The organism is Pseudoalteromonas sp. P80D2 (genome assembly GCF_036680945.1).
Classification (GTDB): Bacteria; Pseudomonadota; Gammaproteobacteria; order Enterobacterales; family Alteromonadaceae; genus Pseudoalteromonas; species Pseudoalteromonas shioyasakiensis.
The window spans coordinates 130,766-151,707 of sequence record NZ_JAZDAR010000022.1 but is presented as its reverse complement, the minus strand read 5'-3'; the positions used below and the strand labels follow the sequence as shown (position 1 = coordinate 151,707).

Here is a 20,942-nt window from a genome sequence, read left to right as displayed (position 1 = left end):
CTTGTATTGATGCTTGCTTCATTATTGCTGTCACTCACTGTAGCTCAGCCTTTTCAGTTAGGTACTAACTTACCAATTAACGCACCACACAACGCAATTACGCATGTTGAATGTATTTTCAAGCAAATCAATGTGCCATTTCACTTGCAGAAGTTACCTTGGTTAAGGGCTAAAAGGGAAGTGCAGCTAAATCGGCTCGATGGTTACTTTACCGCAAACCTGTTGTCGCAAATGCAAGAGTATGGTGAGCTTTCTGCCCCGATGTTTTTAGAAAACTGGTACTGGTTTACCCATGCAGATTCAGCTTCAATAGCCGAACACGAACTTCGTTATGGCGTCGTAAGAGGGAGTCATCAGGCTGATTGGTATCAATTAACAAATCGGAAAATTGAAGTCGAAGTCAATACCACCCAAGAGCTTATAAAAGTATTTAAAAAGCAACGGGTAGATAGAATTTTGCTTGATTTAGAAGAGTTTGAGTTCAATGCTGTGCAGTTACAGATAAAGCCAGATGAATACACGCAAACATTCTATCGTTATGTGCCTTTGGGTTTATTTGCAGCAAATAAAACACTCGAGGAGTTTCCTGAGTTTTTAAAAACCTTTAACAGCCACATAAGTAGTTGCTCACAAAGTCCCTTTGTATTGTCAAAAATTGAAAAACTTACTTTAGTGCAAGGGCTTTTAGAAAAAATACAGCAATTAGCGAATTCAGAACAGGTGCAGCAAGCAGTAATTAAAAGTAATCAGCAACCACTCGCGCAGCAGGATCTCGAACAGCTTGATCACCAGTGGGCACAACAAGTTCGTGACAATACACCTATTCTTGCCGAGCGCTACTTAAAACTTGAGGGTTCACAATTCTTACAAGTATGGCAAAAGCAGATGCTAGGTGTTATTACAGAAATAATTGTCAGCGATAAACAAGGTAAAAATGTCATTATTAGTGAAGTCACAACTGACTATTGGCAGGGTGATGAAGCCAAATTTTTAAATATGTACCAGCAAGATGATGACTATTACATTGATACAGTGGAGTTTGATGAATCGACTAAACACTTTCAGGTACAGTTTAGTGTGCCCATATTTGATAAGGAAAATCAGCACATGGGAGTGCTGATATTAGGTGTAGATATCGAAAAAGCGCTCTCTAATAACGCACTTAGTCATTGATTGGTTTTGGGCGCTTTGCGAATGACTTTCTTTTCGACTTCATCGAGCTTTATAACATAGGCATTACCGCCAATGCCTTTAAACTCTTCGTCTGTAAAAACAATTGTGTTGTCATCGTAAAAAGTGATTGCTTCTTTTTGCGTTACGATCCCGAGATCAATACGAGATACATCCCCGGAAAAAAACTTATCGCCTTGGTAGTTTTCAAATAACCAAATGCTGGTTGAATCTAGTAGAACTAACTTGGTTCTATCAGGGCTTAGAGCCGCAGAAGTGATCCAACAAAGTTTTTCCATTGTGGTGCAAGTTTGAAACGAATCTATTAATTGTGCATCAAAGTTAGCCGCATGATCGCCAACTTTATACACTTTTGTAATACCATCAAATGGCTCAGTGCGATTTTTAGTAAATAAATAGAGGTGTCGGCCAAGGGCTACAAAGGCCTCCAAATCAAAGTTACGTTGATCTGGTTGAATAGGGCTGCCGTCCATTTCAGGATAAGTGAACTTGATTATCTCTGCTTCTGTGGTGTCGCTTTTGATATCGATAGGGTTTTCTATTTTATAAATAGTTAACCATTTTCTGTCGTTTTTATTATTGCCAAAGTCGCCCAAGAAAAAGTGACCAAATTTGTTTTGTGTCATATCTTCCCAGTCAATGTTTTTAGCATTGGTTACCAAAACTTCTTTTGCTATAGAGCCATCTTCATTAAGACGGTAAAGTTTTGGCTGGTCACCGCTGTCATTAATAGCCCAGAGTCGATTGAACTTATCAAATTCGATACCGGAGATTTCTCTCAGTTTTGGGTCTACCGTTAAACGTTTTTTGCTGTAAAGGGTATAAATAGAAGAGCCGACCAATAATCCAATGATGGTTACTGATAAGATAAAAACTGTAAGTAAGCTTTTTTTTAACATTAACAAGGGAATGGCTTTGAATAATGTCGTTAGTATAACTTACTAAAGCGGTTGCTGTATATTCCAAACCCCTGTTCCAGTAACAGACATAAAGTTAATGTTATCTTGCAATACTTTATGGCCAACATTAACAGACGACTCAGGGTGGCTCACTAGGTAGCCTTGAACACTGTTTATGCCCATCGATTTAACTAGTTCAAATTGAGCGAGTTCTTCAACTCCTTCGGCGACAACTTTAAGGCCGAGTTTTCGGCCAAGTTCACTGACAGAGTGCATTATTTCATTGTATTTAAGGTTGTCGTTAGCTTGCGCAACAAACAGTTTATCAAGTTTGATCACATCGATAGGTAAGTCTGCAAGAGTACTTAACGAGCTAAAACCGGTACCAAAATCATCAATCGCAATGGTGATCCCTTCGCTTCTGAGTTTTTCTAATGATTGAATAATCTTGTTGCTTGCTTTGATTAAGGTTGATTCGGTTATTTCTAGCATCAGCGCTTTTGCAGGCAGCCCCGTTTTAGCAAGCTTCTCCATGACCCACTCATAAATATCGTAGTGCTTTAATTGCACGCCGGATATATTCACAGAAATAGACACTTTCTTCATCCCCGCATTATACCAAGCAGACATTTGCCTACATGATTCCAGCATGATCCAATCACCAAGTTCTAGTATCAGATTAGACTCTTCAGCAATGGGGATAAACTCATCAGGCGTGATTGAGCCTTCAACAGGGTGATCCCAGCGAACTAACGCTTCGAAGTAGTCAATGGCACAATCATCTACATGTACAATAGGTTGAAAAGACAAATGAAAACTGCTGCTAGCAATAGCAAGACGCATTTCTTCTAGCAAGTAATGATAGCGCCTAATCTTTTTACCCATTTCAGGAGAATAGACTTTAAAAATTCCACGACCATCTGTTTTGGCTCGATACATGGCAACATCAGCCATCTGCAGTAATGCTTGTGGGGTGGATGCACTATCTGGGTAAACCGCTATACCTATACTAGCGCTAATTTTGATTAGCTTGTTACCTAAGACAAAATCACGTTCGATTTCGTGCAGTACATTTTGTGCAACCTCTAATGCTTTATCTTTATCATCTTTTAAGTTAATGAAAATCGAGAACTCATCACCACCAAGGCGTGCTAAGTTTTGTTCTAATTGACTAATTGGGGAAATATTACTTATTTTATGGTGGCGCAAAACACTACTCAAGCGTGTTGCTACTTGAATTAACACATCGTCACCAAAACTGTGACCAAAAGAGTCATTCACCTGTTTGAACCCATCTAAATCTATAAATAGTAAAGCACAGCTGAATTTATCCATCTCAGCAAGTCTCAATTGTTTGGCAAGGTGTTCTATATAGGCATGTCGGTCAATAAGGTGGGTTAACTTATCTTGATAAATACTGACTTCAGATTCACGTGTGTAATTAGTTATATGGGTTGTAAGTGTTTGAAAGTTAGCTTGTAACTGTTCAAGTTCTGTATGCTTGTTTATACCTGATTCACTGGCTAAGTTTAGGCTGTTGAGTAATTCAATTGCTTTAGTATTGAGCATCTTGAGAGTGTATTTCTCATGATTATTTTGAAATCTTAAGTTAACTAACCAACTGATGGCTAATGCTAACAAGATTAAAATGATAATGTTTACCGGTGAGAATAATGTAGTGAGTATAAGATCCGAAGTCATCGCGGTTACGACTGACTCATTGGTTGTATTAATAACAATATAAGAAATATTATTATCGTAAACTAAATGCTGGCCACTTAACACGAGGTTATACCAAGGAGCTGTTACCACTGTAACATCTGTACCTTGGAAGGTATGTAGTTCTAAGCCTTTTGGCGCGTACATCAAATCATTGACCTGTTTAGTCAAGAAGATATTTAAGCCATATATAAAAGCTATTAAAGTTATAATACTTATTGATAAAGTTCGAAGAGCATTGGCCATACATTACTACCATTGTGGTGTCTTTGTTTTACAATAAAACCTCACCAGTTAATACATCGAGTATATTGTTTGTATCTAGATTAGACAAAACCTTTCTCATACTTTGGGGCATGGATGAGTATAGAATGTGAAAATTCATAGTCATTAGTGTTAATACTCTAAAATGTTTTTCTTATGCTAATTAATTGAAGTCTTACTTTTATACTGCATTGTTGCTATTCATCGAGCAAACTTTAGCACTGGTACGATAAAAATGCTTAGATACTTTCATACTAATAATATTTATGGTTATTGTTTAGCTAAACAATAAGTCACCACTTAGTATTTATTTTATTATCTCTTCTCGCCATGTGTGGAATTTATTATTTTTCGGCTGATTGTTAATTATTAAATGTTATATACCAACTTTTGCTATGGCCTGCTAGTTTTATCCGAAACAGGTTTTAACCTAGCTATTCTTGTGGTCAGAAAAAGTGGTTATAACATTACTGAAAAGCAGCACTGTTAATGCTTTCAGGGATTGGTAGTCCGTTCGAATTTACGCTTTTCTACTTATTGTGTTTGTATATGCACTGAGATAATTTTTAAAAACGTTAATTGGGTAGTGCGGGATTAGCGTCTGGTTTATAAAATTAAATTTGCGTTGCGTTTTATCATTTTTCATGTGATAAAAAATTAAAAATCAGTCAAAAATAAAGATTTTATTACCATCTTGTTTGTTAATTTATTTAACGAGGATGTACGGTGTAAATCTGTTTTGTCTTGTTTTTATAAATTGTTGGCAGTGTATTTTTGACGAACGAAGTTGTGTTTATTTTAGTATGATTGCTCTAACTTTTCACTTCAATTTTATTCACTTTACCCAATCTAAATTGTTATCTATTTTTTTATAAGTTGCGAATAGGGTTGATAAAAAAAGGTACTGAAAATAAAGTATATTTTATTATCAACTTGGTTCAGTTATTGCTCGTAATAATACAGCAATATGATTGTTGTAGTTTTTGTGTGTTTTATGCACTATGGTGGTGCGAAAAACATACAGATGCACTGTCATAATGCGTAAATATAGGTTTGGTTTACTAGATTCAAACTTGATGTTTTAGTAAGCAAGTTTAGAAACCTGAAACGCACAGCTTCCGCTGAATGAGTCGTTGAATGCGGTACTGTGGCAAGGATTAATTTACCAATTGGTTGAATTGGAGCCCACTATGCTAAGTAAACGTTTTTTTAAAACTAAAGACGAAACAGAAGTTACTTTTGAATTTCAACACCCTGATGCTGATGATGTGCAATTAGTCGCAGAGTTCACAGATTGGCAGCCAGTGCCAATGAAGTTTAATAAAAAAGAACAAGTATTCAAATGCAAGCAGCGCTTACCGCTTGATCAAGAATTTCACTTCCGTTACTTAATCAATGGCGAAACATGGGACAATGACCACCAAGCAGATGGTTATATTCCTAACGGTTTTGGTACTGATAACAGCATTGTTAATACCCAACGCGCTTAGGTGTTTTGATGCAGTCACTTTCGCAGTTATATTACCTGCATGGCATAGGCTATGAATATACTAAATACACTGGTGAGCATGTTATTTTCGATGAAAGTACACGCATGCAGGCACTTAGTTGTTGTGGTGTAGATACTCAGGATACTGATGCAATTAACCAACTTAATTTTGCATTAGATGCAGGTACATGGCTGAATTTGTTGCCTCATACAAGCATTATTGAGGCACACCACCCAATTTTGAAAGTACGCGTTGATGAGCGTTTATTATCACGCTCATGTACTCTAAGCGTGCCTTCGCTTGATATTCATTTTACTTGTGAAAACTTACAAGGTTTAGCTATTCTTGGTGATTATGGTCTAAACGGTATTCGTTATCTTGAGCTTGCATTGCCAGTTCCTGAAATGCCAATTGGTTATCATGATGCCCTCATTACTGTGGCAGATCAGCAATCTCACAGTCAGCTATGGATCACACCTAAAGAAAGCTTCTCTATTGATGACAAAAAGCGTTTGGGCTTATCCATTCAGCTTTATAGCTTATGCAATGAAGAGGGGTTAGGAATTGGTGACTTCGCTGACTTAACAAAGCTTATTAAAGCAGCGGCGACTAAAAACATGGATTATGTGTTGCTTAATCCACTGCATTTACTGTTTGAACACAGCCCAGAGAGGGCGAGTCCCTATAGTCCAAATAGCCGAGCGTTATTGAACCCGCTGTATATTGCAGTGTCATTATGCGAAGACGCCAAAAATAATAATGCACTTATTAAATTGTTAGCGGATAAACCGCAAACCGATGCGACTTACATTGATTATACATCAGTTAGTGACTTTAAATATCAAGTGTTTAGCTGTTTATATCAACACTTTTGTGAATTTGGCTCAGCAGAGCGAAAACAGCAATTCACTCGTTTTTGTGAAACCCATAAACACAGTCTTGCAACTATGTTGGTTGGGGACCGTGATTATGCTAGCTATTTACAATGGCAAGCTCACCTTCAATTAAATATATGCCAGCAAGCTGCCCGTGACAGTGGTATGGCAATTGGCCTTATTAATGACTTAGCCGTTGGCTGTGCAGGTGATGGTAGTGAGTTCAAGAGCCAAAATGAATTATTTGCCGAAAATGCACATGTTGGAGCTCCGCCAGACCCTTGGGCTGAACATGGTCAGAATTGGGGCTTACCGGCACTTAATCCACAAAAGTTAAGTAAAGACAATTTTGCTTTTTATCGCTCACTTATCCGCGCCAATATGGAAGATGTTGGTGGTCTTAGAATTGACCACGTTATGGCGATACGCCGACTTTGGTGGTGTTTTGAAAATAACTCCCAGCAAGATGGTTGTTATGTCTATTATCCCTTTGAACAACTATTAGCAATTCTAAAGATTGAATCTCACCTCAATCAATGTGTGGTGATTGGCGAAGATTTAGGTGTTGTACCTAATGAAGTGCGTGAAGCACTAAAAGCAAGTGCAATCTATTCAAACGGGTTGTTTTACTTTGAAAAGGACCACCAAGGTGAGTTTTTAGCGGCTGAGCATTTTGCTCCTCATAGTCTTTTAATGATAGCCAACCATGACGTACCACCATTTAAAGGCTGGTGGATTGGCCATGATATTACGATTAAACAACAATATGGTTTGCTTGATGATGAGCAAACTCGGGCTCAATTCGATGCGAGAAACATTGAAAAGCATCGTATGCTTAATTTTATCGCACGAGAGTCAAATCAGCATTTATCGTTAGAAACAGATGCCTTTACGGTTTATGAAGCGTTGGCATCCTCATTAGCGGCAGCACCAGCAAAGCTATTTACTATTCAAATAGATGACTTAGATCAGCAAATACTGCCTGTAAATATCCCCGGTACTGATAAAGAGTACCCAAATTGGCGGCGTTTATTGTCGCGTCCAGCGGCGCAGATTATCGAAGCGCAACAGTCATTCTTAGCCAATTTAATTTCGATAAGGAATCAATAATGCGAAGTCGTGTTCGTCAAGAGCAAAGTGCACAACCTGTTATTTATCAAAAACAAATCGATGCATTAGCCAGTGGTTGTTTTAGAGATCCTTTCAGCTTTCTTGGGGCGCATAAAAGTGGCCCTACAAGCTATGAAATTCGTTGCTTTTTGCCTGGCGCAAGCAGTGTTTCGATTCTGCTTGGCACAGAAAAAATCGTTGCGCAGCAACAAGGTGATAGTCATTTATTTATCGCAAATATCAAATCAAAAACTAAGCCTGACTACCAGCTAGATGTTAGCTATAGCAATGAATTTACTCATCAACAATACGATGAGTACAGCTTTGAAAGCAGCTTAGATGAACAGGCAATGTATCTGTTTAATGAAGGCAGTTTAGAGCATGCGTATCAACATTTTGGTGCACATTTTGTGACTCAACAAGGCGTTGATGGTGTTCGCTTTACAGTGTGGGCGCCGAATGCCAGTAGTGTATCGGTTATTGGTGAATTTAACTATTGGCAGCGTAATCGTCATTTTATGCGTTTTCATCCTGCCAGTGGGGTATGGGAGTTATTTATTCCTGGGCTTAAAGAGCATCAATGCTATAAATTTGCTATCACCACTCTAACAGGAGAAGTGCTTGATAAAGCCGATCCATTTGCGTTTAAGATGCAACAAGCACCGGGTACGGCGTCAGTGCTACAAAAGCTAAAAACAGGTATTCAGCTTTCTGAAAAGGCGTTAGCAAATCGTGCAAAACGAAACAGTATTGATGCGCCTGTTAGTATTTATGAAGTGCATGCGGGTTCTTGGCAAAGACGAGATGATGGCGAGCGCTATCTCACATGGCGTGAACTTGCTGATAATCTTATTCCTTACACAAAAGAGCTCGGTTTTACGCATCTACAATTAATGCCAATCAGCGAGTACCCATTTGATGGTTCTTGGGGTTATCAACCTGTTGGATTGTTTGCCCCGACCAGTCGCTATGGCAGCTTTGAAGATTTTGTTTACTTTGTCGAGCAATGTCACGAAGCCGATATTGGCCTTATTCTTGACTGGGTACCAGGTCATTTCCCAAGTGATCCCCATGGTTTACATCGTTTTGATGGCACCCATCTATACGAACATGCTGATGTTAGGCAAGGTTTTCACCCTGATTGGAATACCTATATCTACAATTATGACCGCGCAGAGGTTCGTAGCTTCCTAATTGCGAATGCAATGTATTGGCTGCATGAATTTGGCATTGATGGTTTACGCGTTGATGCGGTTGCCTCAATGCTTTATCTAGACTATAGCCGTGAAGAAGGGCAGTGGGTTGCAAATCAATACGGTGGCAGAGAAAACTTAGGCGCCATTGAGTGCTTAAAACAAGTCAATATGCGCTGCTATGCAAAAAATCCGGGCATTATGATGGTGGCCGAAGAGTCAACAGCATGGCCAGGTGTTACGCGCCAAGTTGACCATGATGGTTTAGGTTTTGGTTATAAGTGGAACATGGGCTGGATGAACGACAGTTTGCATTATATGCAGCGCGATTCAATTTACCGTTCGCATCACCACCATGAAATGACGTTTTCAATGGTTTACGCCTACAGCGAGAACTACATTCTACCGCTTAGCCACGATGAAGTGGTGCATGGTAAAGGCTCATTAATTGAAAAAATGCCAGGGGATGACTGGCAAAAGTTTGCGAACTTACGTGCATATTATGCCTTTATGTGGGCGCATCCAGGTAAAAAATTATTGTTTATGGGGGCAGAAATCGCCCAGCGTAAAGAGTGGAATCACGACCAATCGCTTGATTGGCATTTACTTGAACATATTAGCCACAGAGGCATGCAGCAAACGATTAAAGATTTAAATGCTGTTTACACCAGTACGCCAGCTTTATACGAGCAGGATACCAGCCCTGCGGGTTTTGCGTGGCTTGATAGCAATAATGCTGAGCAAAGTATGTTTAGCTTTATTCGCTATGCAAAAAAAGCTGAAGACTTTGTGGTGGTGATCTGTAATTTAACGCCGCAGGTGTATCACGACTACGTGATTGGTGTGCCAAAAGCTGGTACCTATCAAGTTATTTTGAATACCGACAAAGAGGATTATTTTGGTTCCGGCGTTGAAGCAACTAATCATGCAGAGCAAATAATTATAAGCCAAGCGAAAGAAAGTCATGGCTTTAATCAAAGTATTAGTGTTTCTTTGCCTGGCCTTGCGACAATTTACCTTAAGAAGGTGAGCGATGAGTCATAGTGTCGAACTAGAAGTCGGTGTGAGCTCACCTTTAGGGGCGTCTGTTGTTGGTGAGGGCGTAAACTTTGCTGTGTACGCACCACAAGCACAGCATATGTCTCTGTGCTTATTTGATAGCAGCGGTCATTCAGAAATTCTTACCCTTGCGATGCATATGAACGAAGGTGGCATCTGGACACTGAAAGTGAGCCCTCTGAAAAGTGGCGCCTTGTATGGCTTTCGAGCTGATGGTGAGTACGCACCTGAAAAAGGACTATTTTTTAATAATCACAAATTGCTGTTAGACCCTTATGCCCGCGATTTGTATGGTGAGTTTACCTGGAGTGAACGTCACTATGGGCAAATGCCTGTAGGAAAGTTAAGTCAGGTTAATAATGCCATTGATATGCCAAAATCACGAGTCCGCGAACTGGCACCTTACACAGGTAAAAAACCGAATCACTGCTGGGGAAAAACGGTAATTTATGAGTGTCATGTGGTTGGTGCAACCTGCCGCCACCCTGAGATCCCAAAACCGTTACAAGGTAAATTTTTAGGTTTAAGCCACCCTAGTTTTATAGAACATTTACGTACTATTGGTGTGACTTGCTTAGAGTTATTACCCGTTCATGCTTTTATCAGTGAGCAGTTTTTAACAGCCAAAGGCTTACAAAACTACTGGGGCTACAACACACTTAATTTCTTTACACCGCATAAAGAGTATCTGGTTAATGATGATATTAGCGAGTTTCAAGAAATGGTGGCGGCGCTTCACAAAGCAGATATCGAAGTAATACTTGATGTGGTTTATAACCACACAGCAGAGGCGGGCACAGATGGACCTATCTTGTCGCTACGTGGCTTAGACAATCTAGGTTACTACCGCACCGTTGCTGATAAACCCCAGCATTATATTAATGATACCGGCTGTGGTAACACCGTAAATATTGATTCGCCTCGCTCTTTACAGCTGGTACTTGATAGCTTGCGTTATTGGGTTGAAGTGATGGGGGTCGATGGCTTTCGTTTTGACTTAGCAACCATTTTAGCGCGTAACCCAAATGGCTTTAATCAGGCACATGCGTTTTTCCAAGCGATTAATCAAGACCCAGTACTAAGCCAAGTTAAAGTGATTGCAGAGCCGTGGGATATTGGCCCAGGTGGTTACCAATTAGGTGCTTTTCCTGCGCCTTGGCGTGAATGGAATGATAAGTATCGCGATACGATAAGACGCTTTTGGAAACAAGAGCAGGGCGTAATTGGCGAGCTTGCAAAACGTTTACATGGTTCGTTTGACTTGTTTGAGCACAACCTACGTGGGCCACTTAACAGTATTAACTTTATCACCAGCCATGACGGCTTCACGCTGGCTGATTTAGTCAGCTACGAGCATAAACACAACGAAGCCAATGGTGAGCAAAATCGTGATGGCCACAGTGGCAATCACTCATTCAATTGTGGTGTCGAAGGGTTTACCAACGATCCACAAGTGAGCAAATTACGCTTACAACAACAAAAAAATATGCTGTTAACTTTGTTACTTTCTAAAGGCGTGCCTATGCTTTCATTAGGAAGCGAAATGGCACACTCTCAAGGCGGTAACAATAACGCCTATTGTCAAAACAATCGCACAAGCTGGCTTGCATGGAAAGACTCACAATTCAGTCATCCTCTAACTCGATTTATTGACGATGTTCTGCGCATTCGCAAGCAGTTCAGTATTTTTAAACATCGCTTTTTTGTTCACGATAATGACCCACGTTATGACGTAGCGTGGTTCACCGAATCAGGCTCCAATATGCAACAAGACGATTGGCATCAAGGTGATCGCCAAGTGTTGATATACAGCCTGACCGACAAGCATACAAATCAAGCTTTATTGATCATATTAAATGCAGGTGCAGAGCCGGTAACTTGCCAACTTCCCAGTTTAGAAAAAGGAAAGTGGCAGTTAGCACTGACCAGCATTCATCCTATGTCAACACAATTTGTTGATAAGGAACACCAGATTGCTGCAATGAGCAGCTGGGTTTTTACCGCCAATTCAGAGGATCTAAATCATGGCTAAAAATGCCGATCAAGTATGTATTGTAAAGGGCTGGCAGGATGCGCCTACAGTTGATGAAAGTACACTAGATGATGACTTATCACGCCATTTTTATTACACCCTTGGGCGTGACAAAGTGGGTAAATCACAGCTGTATTTATACCATGCATTAGCATTAACTATTCGTGACCGATTAGTTGCTCGTTGCCGTGTGACCAAACAGCAAATCCATGAACAAAAACGCCGTAAAACAGCTTACTTATCACTTGAGTTTTTAATGGGGCGTGCTCTTGGGAATGCGATTTTGAACTTAGACTTAGATGAGCAAGTCGCTAAAGCGTTACAAGAATACTGCACAGAGCTCGAGCAAGTTGCTGAGGCTGAGCATGATGCAGGCCTTGGTAATGGTGGTTTAGGGCGCTTAGCTGCATGCTTCTTAGATAGCTGTGCAAGCCTTGCACTACCTGTGGTTGGTTATGGTATTCGCTATGAATACGGCATGTTTAATCAAGCTATTGAAAATGGTCATCAAATTGAACAACCAGATAACTGGCTACGTGAGGGACACCCGTGGGAACTAAGTGCACCTGAGCAATCAAAGCGCGTAAAATTCTTTGGTCATGTTGAAAGTTATACTGATAAATATGGTCGTGAGCACCGTCAATGGCTAGATTCTCATGATGTTTTAGCTGTGCCTTATGATGTGCCAATTCCGGGTTACAAGAATGATATTGTAAATACCTTACGTTTATGGAAATCAGAAGCAACAGACGAATTTGATTTGAGCGAATTTAATGCGGGTAGTTACTCAGAAGCAGTAGCGCGTAAAAACTTAGCTGAACAAATTACCATGGTTCTTTACCCGAATGACAGCAGTGAGAACGGTAAAGAACTGCGTTTACGTCAGCAGTACTTCTTATCATCAGCGAGCTTACAAGACATTATTGACACGTGGGTTAGCAAACATGGCGAAGACTTCTCTGATTTTGCCGATTACCATGTTTTTCAATTAAACGATACACACCCAAGTATTGCAGTAGCAGAGCTAATGCGTATTTTGGTTGATGAGTATGAGCTAGATTGGCAAGAAGCTTGGTCTATCACGACTAAGACCATGGCCTATACAAACCACACTTTACTTCCTGAAGCATTAGAGAAGTGGTCAGTATCTTTATTTGCTCGATTATTGCCGCGTATTTTAGAAATTATCTACGAAATCAATGCACGTTTCCTCGCTGAAGTTGCGTTAGCATGGCCAGGTGATGTTGAAAAACAACGTGCGCTGTCGCTTATCGAAGAAGGCCCTGAGCCACAAATTCGCATGGCATATTTAGCGATTGTTGGTAGCTATTCGGTGAATGGTGTAGCTGCACTTCACACTGAGCTACTTAAAGCGGGCCTATTCAATGAGTTTTATCAGCTATGGCCAGAGAAGTTTAACAACAAAACCAATGGTGTAACACCTCGTCGTTGGTTAGCACATTGTAATCCTGAGTTGGCTAAACTGCTTAATCAACATATTGGTGATGAATGGGTTGCAGACTTTAGTAAAGTTAGTCAGGTACGTCGTTTATATGACGACCCTAAATTCCATAAACAATGGCAAGCTGTAAAACACAGCAATAAGCAACGCCTTGTTGAGTTAGTGAAAAACCGCTGTGGCGTAGAGTTTGATGCCGAAATGATGTTTGACGTGCAAGTGAAACGTATTCATGAATATAAGCGTCAGCTATTAAACGTATTGCACGTTATTCACCTTTACGACCGTATTCGCCAAGGCGATACAGCAAACATTGTTCCTCGTTGTGTGCTATTGGGCGGCAAAGCTGCACCAGGTTACTACATGGCGAAGAAAATTATTAAATTAATTAATAACGTAGCAGAAGTGATCAACAAAGATCCGCTTGCTAAACCGTATTTAAGAGTTGCTTTTTTACCTAATTACAACGTGACAGCAATGGAAACTATTTGCCCAGCGACGGATTTATCTGAGCAAATTTCTACAGCAGGTAAAGAAGCATCTGGCACAGGTAACATGAAGTTCATGATGAACGGCGCATTGACTATAGGTACGTTAGATGGCGCTAACATCGAAATTCGTGATGCTGTGGGTGCTGACAACTTCTTCTTATTTGGTGCACGTGCAGAGCAAATTGATGATATCAAAGCGCACTATAACCCTGAGCAGATTATTCACCAAACTGACAGCCTCTATAAAATAATGCAATTACTTGAGAGCGGTCACTTCAATTTGTTTGAGCCTAATTTATTTGACGACATTATCGCGGCGATTAAGAGCCCGCACGATCCATGGTTAGTCGCTCATGATTTTGCCAGCTTCGTCGAAGCGCAAGAGCAAGTTGAACAAGCCTACTTAGACACTGCTCACTGGACCAAAATGAGTATTTTGAATACTGCAGCCAGTGGCATGTTTTCGAGCGATAGAACCATTAGTCAATACAGTGACGACATCTGGCATTTGGAGCCATTACTGGATACTAGTGCACAGCAAAACACACAGAAGAAAAGCAGCTAGCTTAAGACGGAGAGAGTTATGCCAAGTTATGCAAACCGATACATAAGTAGTTTAACCAGAGAAACGTATGCCCTAATTCTTGCCGGTGGTCGCGGCTCACGTTTACATGAATTAACTGACTGGCGTGCTAAACCAGCAGTCTATTTTGGTGGTAAACACCGAATAATCGACTTTCCATTGTCGAATTGTATTAATTCAGGTATTCGTCGAGTTGGTATTGCTACTCAATATAAGTCGCACTCGTTAATTCGTCACGTAAACCGTGCATGGGGTCACTTTAAGAAAGAATTGGGTGAATCTGTAGAGATTTTACCTGCATCTCAGCGATATGGTGACGAGTGGTATTGCGGTACAGCTGATGCGGTATTTCAAAATATGGATATCATCCGTCATGAACTGCCTAAGTATGTCATGATCCTCTCTGGTGACCACGTATATTGTATGGACTACGGCGGTTTGTTGGCAAAACATGTTGAGACAGGTGCTGATATGACGGTTTGTTGTATTGAAGTACCTTGCGAAGAAGCTGCAGATACATTTGGTGTAATGACGGTTGATGAAAGCAATCGTGTCCGTCGTTTTGATGAAAAGCCTGCTGAGCCAACGTCTGTACCGGGTAAACCAGGAACCTGCTTAGCATCAATGGGTAACTATATTTTCAATACTGAGTTCTTATTTGAACAATTGAAAAAAGACGCAGAAACGGAAGGCTCAGGCCGTGATTTCGGTCACGATATCATCCCAGCTATCATCGAAGAGCATAACGTGTTTGCATATCCGTTTAGAGACTCTAACACAGATGGTCAACCATACTGGCGCGATGTGGGTACGCTTGATTCATTCTGGGAAGCTAACATGGAGCTGGTAATGCCTGAGCCTCAGCTTGACCTTTATGATCCAAAATGGCCAATCTGGACTTATCAAGAGCAGTTACCACCTGCTAAGTTTATTTTTGATGATGATGACAGACGTGGTATGGCTGTTGATTCAACAGTTTCGGGTGGCTGTATTATCTCTGGCTCTAAAGTTAAAAAGTCACTGCTGTTCTCGAATGTATATGTTCACTCATTCTGTGAAATTGAAGAGTCTGTGATTTTACCTGGTGCGAAAATACAGCGAAATTGCCGAATTAGGCGTGCTATTATTGACCGTAATTGTGAGATCCCAGCAGGTCTAGAAATTGGCTACGATCACAAAGCTGACAAAGAAAATGGCTTTAGAGTCTCGAAAAAAGGGATTGTGTTGGTAACTCGTGATATGTTGAATGAACTTGCAAAAAAGTTAAAACAACAAGAGCAAGATAATAAACGACTTGCTTAAGCAATCGCGTTAAATGAAAAAGGGAGGGCATGTCCCTCCCTTATTTATATTTGAATAATACCAATTCGCTTAATTAAGTATTATTGCTGATTGGTATAACAGTTTTATGGAGTACTGCAAAGCATGCATGTATTGATGGTAGCTGCAGAGAATGATGCATTACCGAATGCAAAAGTCGGTGGTGTAGCGGATGTTGTTAGAGATTGTCCTAAAGCTTTAGTTGAAAAAGGCCTTAGTGTTGATGTGGTGATCCCTGATTATGGCTTTGATTATTTGGAGCGTCATCACATAGGTGTTGTGCATGTGCCATTTGCAGGTCAAATGCAAAAACTGGATGTGTGGAAGCTCGCTAAAAGTGATGAAGGTGTAACGCAACTACTTATATCTCATTGGGAATTTAGTCGCCATAATGGTGCTGTTTATTGTAATGATGAACCAGGCCGCCCGTTTGCAACCGATGCAAGTAAGTTTGCTCTTTTCAACGCTGCAGTTTGCGAGGCTTTATTACAAGGGCTTATCCGCACGCCGGATGTTGTGCATTTACATGACTGGCACAGTGCCTGCGTTGCTCTATTACTAAAAACAGACAGCCGCTATAAAAAATTATCGCACTTATTTTTAGCTTACACAGTACATAACCTTGCATTGCAAGGGATACGTCCTTTCAAAGGTGATAGCTCAAGCCTAGAAGCCTGGTTCCCAAGTTTAGGTTATAACGGCGAACGGTTATGCGATCCGCGTTATTTTGATTGTTTTAACCCAATGCGCAGCGCAATTAATCTGGTGGATAAAGTTCATCTTGTATCGCCAACTTATTGCCAAGAAGTATTGCGCCCTAGTGATGCAGAAAAAGGCTTCTTTGGTGGTGAGGGGCTTGAAGCTGACCTACAAGCTGCTTATGAACAAGGCCGCGTAGTGGGCATTCTTAATGGTTGCGAATACCCTGGAATGAAGCTTGAGGACATTAGTTTAGCGAGCCTTTATCAACATGCCGAAAATGCATTATTTCAATGGATGGCAAAAAGTCCTGTTTTAGATTCAAGCTATTACATAGCGCATCAACGCTTACTTAAATTTAAAACTCAGCCGTTTTCAGGGCCATTAGTAACCAGTGTGGGCCGTTTAACGGACCAAAAAGCACTGTTACTTCGCCAGCCTTTTGATAAAGGACTGGTGTTAGATGAGTTGTGTCAGCGCTTAAAACAACATAACGGCTATATGATTATTTTAGGCTCAGGGGATGCTGAACTTGAGCAAATTATGACATCGGTTATGGCTCGCCAAGAAAACCTGCTATTTTTAAAAGGGTACGCACATTTTGTTGGCGAATACATGTATCACTTAGGCGATTTATTTTTAATGCCAAGTTCGTTTGAGCCATGTGGTATCAGTCAGATGTTAGCAATGCGAGCAGGTCAGCCATGTTTAGTCCACGGTGTTGGCGGTTTGCGTGATACGGTAGAGCATCATGTGAGTGGTTTTAGTTTCCAAGGTGAGAGTTTAGCATCACAAAGCTACGAACTTGTTACTAGTTTTAGCGATGCGCTTGAGCTTAAAAAATCACAACCAGAACAATGGTGTGCAATATGTGAACAGGCTAAAAATGCCCGTTTTACGTGGCAATCCGTTGCAGAAGGCTATTTATCAGGCTTATATCAATAAAAAATGCGTGATTCATGGTAATTAAGTGACTTTTTTGTCAATTTCAGCTATTAATTACTTAGTGTGAGATAAAATATAAAAAGTAGGTAAAGTGGCTGTATTTGTTGCTAGGCAAGCGGTCTTTAATCGTCGTCAACAAGTTGTCGCCTATGAGCTACTATTTAGAGATAGTTTAAAAAATAGTTTTCCTGATGTTTCAGAGAGTACGGCAACGGCTCGGCTGATTATGGAAAACCAGCTCAATTTAGGTACTCGGCATATTACGTCGGGCAAAAAAGCATTAATTAATATAGGTCCAGAGTCTTTGAAGCTGGACCTTTGTGCGTTTTTGCCAACTCAAGATGTGGTGATTGAGTTACTCGAAACTATGGAACCTACCGACGAAAATTACGAATATTGTCGCGAGCTTTTTCACAACAACTACAAGTTGGCACTGGATGATTTTGTTTACCAACCTGAGTGGGATCGCTTTTTAAAACTTATTCGTCTTATCAAGTTTGATGTTCAGCAAACACCCTTTGAAGAAATTGCCCCTGTTGTAAATAAGCTTAAAAAACATAAAAAAATAAAGCTTTTGGCAGAAAAGCTTGAAACAGCCGATGATTACGACAAAGCCTATAAAATGGGCTTTGATTTCTTTCAAGGTTATTTCTTTGCTAAACCCAAAATGATTCAGCATCGCGATATTGATTACAACTACGCGCTGGTATTATCAATTTATGCTGAAGTCATGCGCCCAGATCCAAATATAAGTGAAATTGCGGGCTTGTTCTCGTTAGATACCGCACTTGCTTATAAATTGCTGCGCTTAATTAATAGCGGCGTGTTTCCTATTAAAAGCAAAATTGGCTCTCTAAAACAAGCGCTTGTATATTTAGGCCATGAACGACTGAAAAAGTTTGTTAGCCTAATTATTACTGCCCACAGTGCCCAGTCAAAACCAGCCGAGCTTACTCGGCTTTGTGTTGTTAGAGCGCGCTTTTGCGAATTAATAGCGCAGCGTGTTGCTAAGCAACAAACAGGTGAGGCATTTTTAACGGGACTGTTTTCGTTGCTCGATGCCATATTAGATCAGCCAATGGAAAAGCTATTGGATCGATTGCCGTTTCCTGACGAAATTCATGCTGCTCTCATGCAAGAAAAAAATATCCTCTATTACATACTAGAAACTGTCAAAGCTTACGAAACTGGCAGTTGGTGGGCACTTGAACAGGCTGTTGCCTATTTAAGTATTGAAAGTGCTGACCTTCCCAAGATATACGAAAATGCGGTAAATTGGAGCGATAGCTGCAGACAGAACCTATAAGGGATTTATGCGCAATATAAATATGGATGTTTTACGGGGTATTGCAGTACTCGGCTTGATGTTTATGAACATCTACACTTTTGCTGTGTTCGAGTACGATTATACCCCAAGTGCTACGCCACCATTTTCAGATTCACTAATATACATTTTTAATACTGCTTTTATTGATGGGCGCTTTAGGAGCCTTTTTTGCTTGTTATTTGGTGCCTCTTTAGTTATTCAATGGCAGCTTTGGCAAAGCGTCGAGAAGCAACATAAGCGACTAAAAGTTTTGGCTTTTATAGGCCTTGCCCATGGTTTTTTATTGTGGGCTGGCGATATTTTGTTTATTTATTCTTGTGCAGGCTGGTTAACGCTTAAATTTAGCCAGCAAGATGACGAAAAAATACTGCGTATGGGCATGCTGTTTTTACTTCTTGGTGCCTTCATTTCATTTTTACTCTCCTTTATAGAGCCAGAGTTTAGCCCTGTAACGAGAAGCTCTGAGAGTTTTTTAATGGCATATGACGCGGCTTATTCTTCTTATTTTGCAGGGTTTGTCAGTAACTTTTTGATTTTTATAATAATGCTTATTGCTGTGCCACTCATCACAATGTGGATGGCTGCAGGGTTAATGCTGGTGGGCGTTTATTTATATAAACAAGGGGTATTTGCTCAAGGTTTAACACACTCTCAGCTTAAGTTGATTACTGCTGCAGCGATAAGTTTAACGGCTCTAAGGTTGATGATAGAGCCTGACCAAAGTGTATTCATGTACGCGATTGCTGAACCAATTAATTGGCTTGCTGCTTTAGCTATGGCCATTTGTTATTGCCACATCATTGTGAAAATAGTTAAAAATTCTCCCAGTAACTGGTTGCTGTTACAGCAAGCCGGTCGCATGTCATTAACGCTATATCTAATGCAAACAGTGATTTTTATTCTGTTTTTTAAAGTCGCATACCCAACCGCAGCACTTAATTTTGATCGCATAGATTATTGGTTGGTCATTGCTGTTGTGCTTGTTTTTCAATTGTTTTTTTGTAAAGTGTATAGTCAGTACTTTACACATGGTCCGTGTGAATTAATTTGGCGAAAATTGTCTAGATAATTCCTTGTATACTACAATCAAAGAAAAACAAAGCGGAGTGGTAATGCGAGTTTGCTTGTTGGTTTTTACATTGCTTTGCTGTTCACCACTTTATGCTGGCGAGCAATTCTCTGTGCTGTTAGTTAACCCCTCAGTTAAAACTGATTTGTTTTGGCAAAAAGTGACTAATGTGATGCAGGTTGCTGCAAAGCAAAATAATGTTTCTCTCACAACAATTTATGGCGGTGGAAATCGCCACATTCAATTAGCCGAACTCAAACAATACCTGCAATATAAGCCCAAACCTGATTACGCAATTTTAATCAATTACCCAGGTGGTGCAGAGCAGTCAATGAGCTTGCTTGAGCAACATAAAGTGAATTTTATCACCCTTGAAGAAACGATTGTTGGCGTAGAGCGTGACGAAGTGGGTAAACCCCGTCAGCGCTTTAAGTATTGGTTAGGTGAAGTATTTCACGATAACTTCAAAGCGGGTGAGCAACTTGGCAAAGCCTTACTTGATGAGGCGATAAATACAAAACAAACGCCTCACTTTGTTGCGATTAATGGTCATTATGGCACAGAGTCAGACACCCGCAGTGACGGCCTTGTTCATTATTTACGAAAACAAGATGTTGAGCTTGAGCAAGTTGTGTATGCCAGTTGGAATAAGCAAGAAGCCGAGAATAAAGTGAGCCGATTATTACAAAGATACCCAGATACGAATGTGATTTGGTGTGCGTCTGATTTAATGGCGCAAGGTGCCCTAGAAGCAGTAAAAGGTAAAAAAGATAAAGCCTATTTCATTGGTGGCATTGATTGGCTTGATGATAATTTAGACTTAATAGAACAACAAAAACTCACAGCCAGTGTTGGCGGGCATTTTATGATGGGAGCATGGGCTTTAATTAGCGTGGTCGATCATCATAATGGCAACCCTTATTGGCAAAATCACGATGAGATTAAGTTTCAGCTTGGGGTGATCACAAAGCACAATATTCAAAGTTACAGCTGGCTAAGAAACATCAAAGATTGGTCGGTTATCCCTTTTGAAACCTTCTTACTGCAAAACAGCAAAAGCACTGAGTACGCCTTCGATTTTGATACGCTACATAGTTTATTGAGCGAAAAGCCCAAAAACGCAGCGCAACACTAAAAGTGTAGTCAAAGAGCCTAGATTCTACCTAGCTTGGTAAAGGCTTCTGGTATAAACTAGCGGCTTTAAAATCCAGACAGAA

At 40.3% G+C, this 20,942-nt stretch carries 13 protein-coding genes; 11 read left to right on the top strand and 2 right to left on the bottom strand.

The window, feature by feature from the left end:
- Positions 1–9: 9 nt before the first annotated feature.
- Positions 10–1,173: a cellulose-binding family II protein gene (locus VRK28_RS03280; RefSeq protein WP_332393289.1), complete on the top strand. Its 1,164-nt coding sequence runs from the start codon at positions 10–12 to the stop codon at positions 1,171–1,173.
- On the opposite strand, the gene VRK28_RS03275 is transcribed toward VRK28_RS03280, so the two are convergent.
- Both VRK28_RS03275 and VRK28_RS03270 read right to left on the bottom strand, forming a co-directional pair.
- Positions 1,167–2,090, bottom strand: a complete 924-nt coding sequence (locus VRK28_RS03275) for a hypothetical protein (RefSeq protein WP_304637042.1) — start codon at positions 2,088–2,090, stop codon at positions 1,167–1,169. The two genes, VRK28_RS03280 and VRK28_RS03275, sit on opposite strands and share 7 nt — an antisense overlap.
- Before the next feature lie 42 nt (positions 2,091–2,132).
- Entirely contained in the window at positions 2,133–3,956 is a 1,824-nt protein-coding gene (locus tag VRK28_RS03270; RefSeq protein WP_420331606.1) for a putative bifunctional diguanylate cyclase/phosphodiesterase, read from the bottom strand.
- Positions 3,957–5,263: 1,307 nt separating this feature from the next.
- Here VRK28_RS03270 and VRK28_RS03265 point away from each other — a divergent pair.
- The 10 genes from VRK28_RS03265 (at position 5,264) to VRK28_RS03220 (ending at position 20,860) form a co-directional block, all read left to right on the top strand.
- Positions 5,264–5,563, top strand: a complete 300-nt coding sequence (locus VRK28_RS03265) for an isoamylase early set domain-containing protein (protein ID WP_054562386.1) — start codon at positions 5,264–5,266, stop codon at positions 5,561–5,563.
- An 8-nt stretch (positions 5,564–5,571) separates the two neighbouring features.
- Positions 5,572–7,548, top strand: coding sequence for a 4-alpha-glucanotransferase (malQ, locus tag VRK28_RS03260; protein ID WP_063527863.1), 1,977 nt, complete (start codon positions 5,572–5,574; stop codon positions 7,546–7,548).
- Positions 7,548–9,785 (top strand): 1,4-alpha-glucan branching protein GlgB, encoded by a 2,238-nt coding sequence (gene glgB / locus VRK28_RS03255; protein ID WP_304637041.1) that lies wholly within the window; start codon positions 7,548–7,550, stop codon positions 9,783–9,785. The genes malQ and glgB overlap by 1 nt, the downstream gene beginning before the upstream one ends.
- The gene (gene glgX, locus VRK28_RS03250; RefSeq protein WP_332393284.1) at positions 9,775–11,832 is read left to right on the top strand and encodes a glycogen debranching protein GlgX; all 2,058 of its coding nucleotides are present in this window, start codon (positions 9,775–9,777) and stop codon (positions 11,830–11,832) included. The genes glgB and glgX overlap by 11 nt, the downstream gene beginning before the upstream one ends.
- Positions 11,825–14,347 carry a glycogen/starch/alpha-glucan phosphorylase gene (locus VRK28_RS03245; protein WP_332393283.1) on the top strand — a complete coding sequence of 841 codons (2,523 nt, stop codon included), beginning with the start codon at positions 11,825–11,827 and terminating at the stop codon, positions 14,345–14,347. The genes glgX and VRK28_RS03245 overlap by 8 nt, the downstream gene beginning before the upstream one ends.
- Before the next feature lie 18 nt (positions 14,348–14,365).
- Positions 14,366–15,667 (top strand): glucose-1-phosphate adenylyltransferase, encoded by a 1,302-nt coding sequence (glgC, locus tag VRK28_RS03240; RefSeq protein WP_054562381.1) that lies wholly within the window; start codon positions 14,366–14,368, stop codon positions 15,665–15,667.
- Between the two features lie 123 nt (positions 15,668–15,790).
- The gene (locus VRK28_RS03235) at positions 15,791–17,329 is read left to right on the top strand and encodes a glycogen synthase (protein WP_130167627.1); all 1,539 of its coding nucleotides are present in this window, start codon (positions 15,791–15,793) and stop codon (positions 17,327–17,329) included.
- A gap of 91 nt (positions 17,330–17,420) precedes the next feature.
- The gene (locus tag VRK28_RS03230; protein ID WP_054562379.1) at positions 17,421–18,635 is read left to right on the top strand and encodes an EAL and HDOD domain-containing protein; all 1,215 of its coding nucleotides are present in this window, start codon (positions 17,421–17,423) and stop codon (positions 18,633–18,635) included.
- 7 nt (positions 18,636–18,642) lie between these two features.
- Positions 18,643–19,725: a DUF418 domain-containing protein gene (locus tag VRK28_RS03225; RefSeq protein ID WP_332393279.1), complete on the top strand. Its 1,083-nt coding sequence runs from the start codon at positions 18,643–18,645 to the stop codon at positions 19,723–19,725.
- Between the two features lie 43 nt (positions 19,726–19,768).
- Positions 19,769–20,860, top strand: coding sequence for an ABC transporter substrate-binding protein (locus tag VRK28_RS03220; protein WP_304637038.1), 1,092 nt, complete (start codon positions 19,769–19,771; stop codon positions 20,858–20,860).
- Positions 20,861–20,942 lie beyond the last annotated feature (82 nt).

Bases quoted from the DNA above. Each gene is read 5' to 3' on its own strand.
- VRK28_RS03280 (WP_332393289.1), top strand. From the start codon at position 10: ATGCTTGCTTCATTATTGCTGTCACTCACTGTAGCTCAGCCTTTTCAG.
- VRK28_RS03275 (WP_304637042.1), bottom strand. From the start codon at position 2,090: ATGTTAAAAAAAAGCTTACTTACAGTTTTTATCTTATCAGTAACCATC.
- VRK28_RS03270 (WP_420331606.1), bottom strand. From the start codon at position 3,956: ATGTACGCGCCAAAAGGCTTAGAACTACATACCTTCCAAGGTACAGAT.
- VRK28_RS03265 (WP_054562386.1), top strand. From the start codon at position 5,264: ATGCTAAGTAAACGTTTTTTTAAAACTAAAGACGAAACAGAAGTTACT.
- malQ (WP_063527863.1), top strand. From the start codon at position 5,572: ATGCAGTCACTTTCGCAGTTATATTACCTGCATGGCATAGGCTATGAA.
- glgB (WP_304637041.1), top strand. From the start codon at position 7,548: ATGCGAAGTCGTGTTCGTCAAGAGCAAAGTGCACAACCTGTTATTTAT.
- glgX (WP_332393284.1), top strand. From the start codon at position 9,775: ATGAGTCATAGTGTCGAACTAGAAGTCGGTGTGAGCTCACCTTTAGGG.
- VRK28_RS03245 (WP_332393283.1), top strand. From the start codon at position 11,825: ATGGCTAAAAATGCCGATCAAGTATGTATTGTAAAGGGCTGGCAGGAT.
- glgC (WP_054562381.1), top strand. From the start codon at position 14,366: ATGCCAAGTTATGCAAACCGATACATAAGTAGTTTAACCAGAGAAACG.
- VRK28_RS03235 (WP_130167627.1), top strand. From the start codon at position 15,791: ATGCATGTATTGATGGTAGCTGCAGAGAATGATGCATTACCGAATGCA.
- VRK28_RS03225 (WP_332393279.1), top strand. From the start codon at position 18,643: ATGCGCAATATAAATATGGATGTTTTACGGGGTATTGCAGTACTCGGC.
- VRK28_RS03220 (WP_304637038.1), top strand. From the start codon at position 19,769: ATGCGAGTTTGCTTGTTGGTTTTTACATTGCTTTGCTGTTCACCACTT.